Annotated in this window: 8 protein-coding genes and 1 riboswitch; of the genes, 2 read left to right on the top strand and 6 right to left on the bottom strand. The window is 72.4% G+C overall.

All coding sequences use genetic code 11. The features are described 5' to 3' along the window. The coding region (locus tag ACFFKU_RS18470) for a hypothetical protein (protein WP_380140336.1) at positions 1-470 on the bottom strand (470 nt) is incomplete at its 3' end. Between the two features lie 577 nt (positions 471-1,047). On the opposite strand from ACFFKU_RS18470, the gene ACFFKU_RS18465 reads away from it, so the two are divergent. Next, the gene (locus ACFFKU_RS18465) at positions 1,048-2,055 is read left to right on the top strand and encodes a DUF2382 domain-containing protein (RefSeq protein WP_380140335.1); all 1,008 of its coding nucleotides are present in this window, start codon (positions 1,048-1,050) and stop codon (positions 2,053-2,055) included. Between the two features lie 26 nt (positions 2,056-2,081). Here the strand turns inward: ACFFKU_RS18465 and ACFFKU_RS18460 are convergent, their stop codons facing one another. The 4 genes from ACFFKU_RS18460 to thiM all read right to left on the bottom strand — a co-directional run bounded on the left by ACFFKU_RS18460 (position 2,082) and on the right by thiM (position 5,015). Further along, on the bottom strand, positions 2,082-2,753 hold the full coding sequence (locus ACFFKU_RS18460; RefSeq protein ID WP_380140334.1) for a TenA family protein: 672 nt from the start codon (positions 2,751-2,753) through the stop codon (positions 2,082-2,084). Next, positions 2,750-3,577, bottom strand: coding sequence for a bifunctional hydroxymethylpyrimidine kinase/phosphomethylpyrimidine kinase (gene thiD / locus ACFFKU_RS18455; RefSeq protein WP_380140333.1), 828 nt, complete (start codon positions 3,575-3,577; stop codon positions 2,750-2,752). The genes ACFFKU_RS18460 and thiD overlap by 4 nt, the downstream gene beginning before the upstream one ends. Next, on the bottom strand, positions 3,574-4,206 hold the full coding sequence (gene thiE / locus ACFFKU_RS18450) for a thiamine phosphate synthase (protein ID WP_380140332.1): 633 nt from the start codon (positions 4,204-4,206) through the stop codon (positions 3,574-3,576). The genes thiD and thiE overlap by 4 nt, the downstream gene beginning before the upstream one ends. Beyond that, on the bottom strand, positions 4,203-5,015 hold the full coding sequence (gene thiM / locus ACFFKU_RS18445) for a hydroxyethylthiazole kinase (RefSeq protein WP_380140331.1): 813 nt from the start codon (positions 5,013-5,015) through the stop codon (positions 4,203-4,205). Before thiM ends, thiE begins: the two co-directional genes overlap by 4 nt. Continuing rightward, positions 5,008-5,105: riboswitch (TPP riboswitch) on the bottom strand. It overlaps the preceding gene by 8 nt. Before the next feature lie 89 nt (positions 5,106-5,194). On the opposite strand from thiM, the gene ACFFKU_RS18440 reads away from it, so the two are divergent. Continuing rightward, a complete protein-coding gene (locus tag ACFFKU_RS18440; RefSeq protein ID WP_380140330.1) occupies positions 5,195-7,585 on the top strand; it encodes an ATP-binding cassette domain-containing protein in 2,391 nt (796 codons plus the stop codon). Between the two features lie 38 nt (positions 7,586-7,623). Here the strand turns inward: ACFFKU_RS18440 and mgrA are convergent, their stop codons facing one another. After that, positions 7,624-8,658 carry an L-glyceraldehyde 3-phosphate reductase gene (gene mgrA / locus ACFFKU_RS18435; protein WP_380140328.1) on the bottom strand — a complete coding sequence of 345 codons (1,035 nt, stop codon included), beginning with the start codon at positions 8,656-8,658 and terminating at the stop codon, positions 7,624-7,626. Positions 8,659-8,679 lie beyond the last annotated feature (21 nt).

Genomic DNA, 8,679 nt, shown 5'->3' with positions numbered 1-8,679 from the left:
CGCAGACCCTCCGAACCCTCGACCGGGACGAGGGTGGCCTCGCGAGCGGCGAGACGGTCGTGGGCGCGGCGGATCACCGCGCGGTGGGTGGCGGTGATGTCCCCAGCCCGGTACGCGTCGTGCAGAACCGGGTCCTGGAGCGCGTCCTCCGCGTCGCCGACCTGACCGACGGCTTGCAGGTGGGACAGGTGTCGAGCCTCCGCGAGGATCATCGCCGCCACCTCGGCCACCAGGTGGTCGAGGAGTTCGGGGGTGAGTTCCTCCCCGTCGCGGGTACAACCGAGGTCGCGGGCGCGGACCACGTCGGGGTGCTCGCGGCGGACCCAGTCCAGCACCGCGATCACGGCGTCGATGGCCATCGCGTGGCCGGTGGAGCGGAGCCGTTCGGAGGCCTGCAGCAACTCATCGAGGGCGTCGCGGGGCGTCAGTTGATCCCGTACGTCCACCGGCTCGACAACCTCCGCACTCATGTGCGAATTCTACTCGACCAGGACGCGATGATCAAGACAGGATTGAGCACACCCGTTGCTGCACAACGGGTTACTGTGCGCAATTGCCGAGGCGCGCCGTACGCCACCCTCACCACTCTGTCGCGACCTCGGGGGCTGTCATGATCCGACGGGACGACGCGGGGCCTCCCGGGAAGAAGGGTCGATGTCCTCCTTGGCGTCGTCGCAGGTTCCCGGCCTCTCAACCGGCGCTGCCGGAGACGGTCGGTGCGCGTCGCACTTCTCGACGACCAGCAGTGGTTCCCTTGATCACGGGAGAGTCGGTCGCGGGCCGGCTCCATGATGAGCGCCATGAGTGACGCCCGGTCCAGGAACTCGTCGTCTACCGGTTCGAGGGCGGGAAGATCGTCCGGTGCTGGGATGATCTCTTCGCCGTGCTCCGTGACCGCTTGTCCTCCGGCGCAGCGGATTGATCGAGTTGCGGCTCGCCGCGCGGACGGCAGCGTTGGCCCGCACCGCCCGGGTCCAGAGCCAGGCCCCCACAAGACTCACGCCCCCGGTCGCCTCCGGCGCCGGGTCCAACCTCGTGAGGAACCCCTTGGTTGACCAGACCACCCCAGAATCCCTCTTCGGCGCCACCGTCACGGGCAGTGACGGCGACAAGATCGGCAAGGTCGAGGAGGTCTACCTCGACAACGATTCCGGCCGCCCCGAATGGGTGTCCGTGAAGACGGGACTGTTCGGCTCGAACGTCTCCCTCATCCCGCTGTCCCGGGCCACGGTGTCGGGCGGCACGGTCACGGTGCCGTTCGACAAGTCGACCGTCCGGGACGCTCCCCATCACGACCCGGGCAGCGAGCTCGGCGAGGCCGACGAGGCCGACCTGTACCGGTACTACGGCGTCTCCGACCACGCGTCGTCCGCGGCGACCACCCGCGTGGACGGCGACGACGATCTCGTGGGTCGCGCGGGCACGGTCCCCGGTGAGGTCGACCGGAGGACGGAGACCGTCGGTGGCACGCACCGGTCCGAGGGGCACGACACCTCGGGCCCGAACACCGACGACGCGATGACCCGGTCGAAGGAAGAGCTCCGGGTCGGTACCGAGACCCGTGAGGCCGGTCGCGCCCGCCTCCGCAAGTACGTGACCTCGGAGAACGTCACGCGTTCCGTCCCGGTCTCGCACGAGGAGGTCGTCGTGACCCGGGAGCCGATCACGGAGGCCAACCGGGGTGACGCCCTGTCGGGTGGCGATCTCACCGAGGAGGAGCACGAGGTGGTCCTGACCGAGGAGCGCGCCGTGGCCGGGACCGAGGTCGTCCCGGTCGAGCGGGTGCACCTCGGCACCGAGACGGTCCGAGGGACCGAGACCGTCCAGGCCGACGTCCGCGAGGAGCACATCGAGGTCGACGGGACGGGAGCGGAGGCGCCCGGGCGGGAGTTCGAGATCGTCCTGCTCGAGGAGGTCCCCAGCGTCGTCCTCACCGTCCACCCCGTGGAGCGTGTCCGGGTGCGGATCCGGACCCGGACGGACGAGGACGTCGTCCACGCCGAGCTCCGCGGTGAGGCCGTCGACCTCGTGGAGGACGACCCGCCCGTCCGCTGACCCGGGGACGCCCGCCCGGCCCCTCCTCAGCCGTCCAGGCCGAGCGGCCAGTCCCGTCGGTCGTGGGCCTCGGCCCAGAACAGGTACTCGTAGCGGGCAGCCGTCGCGAACGCCGTGTGCATCTCCTCGGCGAGTTTTGGGGTGGCGGCGGCGTCGACCAAGGCCCTGGCCCGGTCGACCGAGGCGTGGAACTCCGGGTCGTCGTAGGCCAGGACCCAGCGCCGGTACGGGTGCTCCGCGCCGACCCCCGCCGCGGTCGCGGCGAGGCTGCGACCGACGTCGGCGTAGATCCAGAAGCAGGGCAGGACGGCGGCGGCCCCGACCGCGTACGGCGCCGTCGCCGCGGTCGCGACCAGGTAGGAGACGTAGCCCAGGGTCGCCGGGGTGGCGACGGCGGGACCCGTCGCGGCGGGCAGGACCCCGGAGGTCAGCAGGTCCTCGTGCAGGCTCGCCTCGACCACCGAGGCCCCGGCCGCCGACGTCGCCCAGAACGCGCCCGCGGCGGTGTTTGGCGCCCGGGAGGCGAGCAGCGCGAGCGCCTTCGCGTACCCCTCGAGGTAGAGGGTGTCCTGCTCCAGGTAGTGCCGGAACGTCTCCGGCGCCAGGGTTCCCGCCCCCAGCTCGGTGAGGAAGTCCAGACCGTCCACGGCCGCGCGCAGGGCCGCGGTCCGGGCCCAGGCCTCGTCGGTGAAACTCATCGCACCTCGATCGGGTCGGTGGCGGGGAAGTGCTGCAGCGGCCCGTGGCCACCGCCCACCCCGAGGTCGCGCCCCGCGAGGAGGGCGGCCTGCAGGTAGTCGCGCGCACTCTCCACCAGCGGTTCCCAGGAACCCTCGGGTACCCCCCGGGCCAGCAGCGCCGCGAGCGCCGAGGACAGGGTGCAGCCCGTGCCGTGGGTGTGCTCGGTCGCGACGCGGGGTCGGACGACCAGCCGGGTCCGGCGACCGGGTTCGGCCAGCACGTCGACGCTCTCCGCCCCCGGCAGGTGCCCGCCCTTGAGGAGCACGCGGGCCCCGGTCCGGGCCGTGAGCGCCTCGGCCTGCTCGACGCACTCCTGCACCCCGCCGGCCGGGGTCGTCCCGAGCAGGACGGCGGCCTCGGGGACGTTCGGGGTGATGAGGTCGGCCAGCGGCAGCAGTCGCTCCCGCAACGCGACGACCGCGTCCTCGGCGATCAGCCGGGCCCCGCTCGTCGCGACCATGACCGGGTCGAGCACCACCGGTCCGGCGGGCCGCTCCGCGAGCACGTCCGCGACGGCGCCCACGACGGCCACGTCGGCCAGCATCCCGATCTTGGTGGCGTGCACGGTGACGTCGGCGAGCAACGTGCGCAGCTGCTCGGCCACGAATTCGGCGGGAACGACGTGGACGCCGGTGACGCCCCGCGTGCTCTGCGCGGTGAGGGCGGTCAGGACCGCGCAGCCGTAGGCCCCGAGCGCGCCGAACGTCTTGAGGTCGGCCTGCACGCCGGCTCCCCCGCTGGGGTCGGAGCCGGCGATCGAGAGGGCCACCCGCGCGGTCACGAGCGGTCCCACCGCGTCCGCAGCGCCCGGGCCGCCGCCTCCGGGTCGGGGGCGGCACAGATGTCGGAGACGACGCAGATCCCGGCGATACCGGTGTCGCGCAACGGGTCGATCGTGTCGAGGTGGATCCCGCCGATGGCGACGCAGGGCAGGTCGGTCGCCGCCGCCAGCGCGGCGACCCCGTCGGCACCGAGGGGAGCGGCGGCGTCGGTCTTGGTCGGGGTGGCGTGGACGGGACCGACGCCCAGGTAGTCGAGCACCCCGGTCGGCGCGGCCCCGATCTCGGCCACGGTCGACACCGAGAGCCCCAGCAGCCGGTCGGGGCCGAGGAGGGTGCGGACCTCGTCGGCCGGCAGGTCGGACTGGCCCAGGTGGACCCCGTCGGCCCCGCCCAGCAGGGCCACATCCACGGCGTCGTTCACCAGGACGGGGACGCCGGTCCCGGCGCACGCGTCGACGACCGCGCGCACCAGCGCGAGCCGGTCGCGGTCCCCACCGTCCTTGGCCCGGACCTGCACGACGGTGACCCCGCCGGCGACGGCGGCCCGCACCGTGGTGACGACCCCGCGGTCACCGCACTGCCCGGTGTCGGTGACGAGGTAGAGGCGGTAGTCGACGGCGGAACTCACGCGAGCCGGTCCGGGGCGGCCGAACGCACGGCGGCCGCGTCGACGGCGTCGAGCGCGTCGATCCAGGCGATCGCGAAGCTCCCCGGGCGGGGGGCGCCCTCGGCGGCCCGCTCCCCCGCGAGGGCGACGTGCAGGTGGGCGGCCACGGCGGCGGAGAACGGGTCGTCCGCGACCCCGGCGTAGGCGGCGGTGAGCGCCCCCAGGGCGCAGCCGGCCCCGGTGGTGCGGGTGAGCAGCGGGTGCCCCCCACGGACCCGGGCCCGCCGGTCCCCCGCGACGACGAGGTCCACCTCCCCGGACACCGCGACCGCCCCGCCGGTCCGTCCGCTGAGCGCCACCGCGGCCTCGACCGCGGAGTCGACCGCCGCGGTGCTGTCGACCCCGCGCCCGCCGGCCCCGGTCCCGGCCAGGCCCATGACCTCCGACGCGTTGCCGCGCACCACGTCCGGTCGGTGCTCCAGGAGTTCCCCCGCCACCCGGGTACGGAACTCCAGGCCGCCGACCGCGACCGGGTCGAGCACCCAGGCGGTCCCGGCCGCGTGGGCGGCGGCGGCCGCCAGGGCCATCGCCGCGGCCCGGTCGTCGTCGAGGGTCCCGACGTTGACGAGGACGCCGGTGGCGATCCCCGCGAACGTCGCCGACTCGTGGACGTTGTCGACCATCGCCGGGGCGGCCCCGACGGCCAGCAGCGCGTTGGCGGTGATGGTCTGCACGACCGAGTTGGTGAGGCACTGGACCAGCGGGGCCTGCTCGGCCACCGCCGCCCGCAGCTCGGCCAGGAGTTCCGGGGTGAGGTCCGGACGCGACATCGCGCGACATCCCTTCGTCAGCATTACCTGCGTCAGGTCGTACGGGTCTGTTCTCAGCCCCGCCGGTGCGGGACACCCCGTGTCGCGGCCGACCGTAGCAGTCCGGCACGGACTCCCTGGTACCGCTGCCCGGTCCTGGGCCAGGATGCTGACCGGGTCACCGCACCGAGGAGGACGACATGAGCAGGGCCGCAGCAGCGAGCCGTTCGGCCGACGGCCACGACGTCATCCGGGTGACCGGGGCCCGGGTGAACAACCTGGCCGACGTGACGGTGGAGATCCCCAAGCGCCGGCTCACCGTCTTCACCGGGGTGTCCGGCTCGGGCAAGAGCTCGCTGGTCTTCGGCACGATCGCCGCGGAGTCCCAGCGGCTGATCAACGAGACCTACTCGGCCTTCGTGCAGGGGTTCATGCCGACGCAGGCCCGCCCCGACGTCGACGTCCTGGAGGGCCTGACCACGGCGATCATCGTCGACCAGCAGCGCCTCGGGGCCGATCCGCGCTCCACGGTCGGGACCGCCACCGACGCCAACGCGATGCTGCGCATCCTGTTCAGCCGGCTCGGGAAACCCTGGGTCGGCTCGGCCCAGGCGTTCTCGTTCAACGTGGCCTCGGTCAGCGGCGCGGGCGCCATCACGGTCGAGAAGGGCGGGCGGACCGTCAAGGAACGGCGGGCGTTCTCCGTCACCGGCGGGATGTGCCCGCGCTGCGAGGGCCGGGGTTCGGTGAGCGACATCGACCTCACCGCCCTGTACGACGAGAACAAGTCGATCAACGAGGGCGCCATCACCATCCCCGGCTACGGCATGGAGGGGTGGTACGGCCGGATCTTCAACGGCTGCGGGTTCTTCGACGCGGACAAGCCCGTCAAACGGTTCACCAAGAAGCAGCTCGACGACCTCCTGCACAAGGAGGCCACCAAGATCAAGATCGACGGGATCAACCTGACCTACCTGGGGCTGGTCCCGCAGGTCCGCAAGTCGTTCCTGTCCAAGGACGTCGACGCCCTGCAGCCGCACATCCGGGCCTTCGTGGAACGGGCCGTGGTGTTCACGACGTGCCCGGACTGCGACGGCACCCGCTTGAACGAGGCGGCCCGCTCGGCCCGGATCGGCGAGGTGAACATCGCCGAGGCGTGCCGCATGCAGATCAGCGACCTCGCGACCTGGGTGTCGTCGCTGTCCGACCCCTCCGTCGCCCCGCTGCTGGACTCGTTGCGGCACACCCTGGACTCGTTCGTGGAGATCGGGCTGGGGTACCTGTCTCTGGAACGTCCCTCGGGCACGCTCTCCGGCGGGGAAGCCCAACGGGTGAAGATGATCCGGCACCTGGGATCGTCCCTGACCGACGTGACCTACGTGTTCGACGAACCGACCACGGGGTTGCACCCGCACGACATCCAGCGGATGAACGACCTGCTGCTGCGGTTGCGCGACAAGGGGAACACCGTCCTGGTGGTCGAGCACAAACCCGAGACCATCCTGGTCGCCGACCACGTGGTCGACCTGGGGCCCGGGGCCGGGACCGCCGGCGGTCACATCTGTTTCGAGGGTCCGGTGGCCGACCTGCGGACCAGCGACACCGTGACCGGACGACACTTCGACGACCGGGCCCGGCTCAAGGAGTCCGTGCGCACCCCCACGGGCACGCTGGAGGTGCGCGGGGCGGACGCCCACAACCTCCGCTCGGTCGACGTGGACCTGCCCCTCGGCGTGCTGGTGGTCGTCACGGGCGTCGCCGGGTCGGGCAAGAGCTCGCTGGTGCACGGGTCGGTCTCGCCCCGCGAGGGCGTGGTCACCGTCGACCAGGGCGCCATCCGCGGGTCGCGGCGCAGCAACCCCGCGACCTACACCGGGTTGCTGGAACCCATCCGCAAGGCGTTCGCCAAGGCCAACGGCGTGAAGCCCGCGCTGTTCAGCGCCAACTCCGAGGGCGCCTGCCCGAACTGCAACGGCGCCGGGGTGGTCTACACCGACCTGGCGATGATGGCCGGGGTCGCGACCCCGTGCGAGGTGTGCGAGGGCCGACGGTTCGACGCCTCGGTGCTGGAGTACCGCTACGGGGGGCAGGACGACGACCCCGGCAAGGACATCAGCGAGGTCCTGGCGATGCCGGTGGCCGAGGCCGAGGAGTTCTTCGCCGCCGGTGCCGCCCGCCTCCCCGCCGCGCACGCGATCCTGCGTCGCCTCGTCGACGTGGGCCTGGGCTACGTGAAGCTGGGACAACCGCTGACGACGCTCTCGGGCGGGGAACGGCAGCGGTTGAAGCTCGCGACCCACCTGGGCGAGAAGGGGGGGATCTACGTCCTGGACGAGCCGACGACCGGTCTGCACCTGGCCGACGTGGAGGCCCTGCTCGGACTGCTCGACCGGCTGGTGGACTCCGGGAAGTCGGTGGTCGTCATCGAGCACCACCAGGCCGTCATGGCCCACGCCGACTGGATCGTCGACCTCGGACCGGGGGCCGGGCACGACGGCGGGCGGATCGTCTTCGAGGGCACCCCGCGCGACCTGGTGGCCGACCGGTCGACGCTGACCGGTCGGCACCTGGCCGACTACGTCGCGGGCTGAGGCCCGCGGGACGGGATTCGGAGAAGATCAGGAGAGGATCAGGCGTCGCCGCCCGCGCGCGCGTCGGCCCACAGGTCGACCCCGGAGTCGACCGCGAACTCGTCGATCGCCCGCAGCTCGTCGTCGCTGAACTCGAGGTTGTCCAGGGCGGCGACGTTGTCCTCGACCTGCTGCACGCTGCTGGCCCCGATCAGGGCGGTGGTGACCCGCTCGTCGCGCAGGACCCAGGCCAGCGCGAGCTGAGCCAGGCTCTGCCCACGGCCGGCCGCGATCTCGTTCAGCCCGCGGATCCGCGCCAGGTTCTCCTCCGACAGCATCGAGGTGTCCAGCGACTTCCCCTGCGCCGCACGGGAGTCGGCCGGGATGCCGTCGAGGTAGCGGCCGGTCAGGAGGCCCTGGGCGAGGGTCGTGAACGGGATGCAGCCGACCCCCTCCTCCCCCAGGACGTCGAGAAGCTCGGTCTCGACCCAGCGGTTGAACATCGAGTACGAGGGCTGGTGGATGAGCAGCGGGGTGCCCAGCTCGCGCAGGATCCGCACGGCCTCGCGGGTCCGGGCCGGGCCGTAGGAGGAGATCCCGACGTAGAGGGCCTTGCCCGCCCGGACGAGGGAGTCCAGCGCCCCCATCGTCTCCTCCAGCGGCGTCCGCGGGTCCGGACGGTGGTGGTAGAAGATGTCGACGTAGTCCAACCCCATGCGCTGCAACGACTGCTCGCAGGACGCCACGAGGTACTTGCGGGAACCGAAGTCGCCGTAGGGGCCGGGCCACATGTCCCACCCCGCCTTGGACGAGATGACGAGTTCGTCGCGGTAGGGCTTGAGGTCGGTACGCATGAGCTCGCCGAAGTTCTTCTCGGCCGCACCGTAGGGCGGGCCGTAGTTGTTCGCGAGATCCATGTGCGTGATGCCGAGGTCGAACGCCCGGCGGACCACGGCCCGCTGGTTCTCGAGCGGTTTGTCGTCGCCGAAGTTGTGCCAGAACCCCAATGACAGCGCGGGGAGGTCCAGGCCGCTGCGCCCGCAGCGGCGGAAGGGCATGGAGGAGTACCGGGACTCGTCAGCGGTGTACGTCACCCCCCGATCCTGGCACGCGCG

The organism is Kineococcus gynurae, assembly GCF_042433995.1.
GTDB classification, from domain to species: domain Bacteria; phylum Actinomycetota; class Actinomycetes; order Actinomycetales; family Kineococcaceae; genus Kineococcus; species Kineococcus gynurae.
This window is presented reverse-complemented; position numbering and strand designations above follow the sequence as displayed.

What these genes read in the sequence shown, in the direction of transcription:
- ACFFKU_RS18460 (WP_380140334.1), bottom strand. Translation starts at nt 2,753, where the DNA reads ATGAGTTTCACCGACGAGGCCTGGGCCCGGACCGCGGCCCTGCGCGCG.
- thiM (WP_380140331.1), bottom strand. Translation starts at nt 5,015, where the DNA reads ATGTCGCGTCCGGACCTCACCCCGGAACTCCTGGCCGAGCTGCGGGCG.
- ACFFKU_RS18440 (WP_380140330.1), top strand. Translation starts at nt 5,195, where the DNA reads ATGAGCAGGGCCGCAGCAGCGAGCCGTTCGGCCGACGGCCACGACGTC.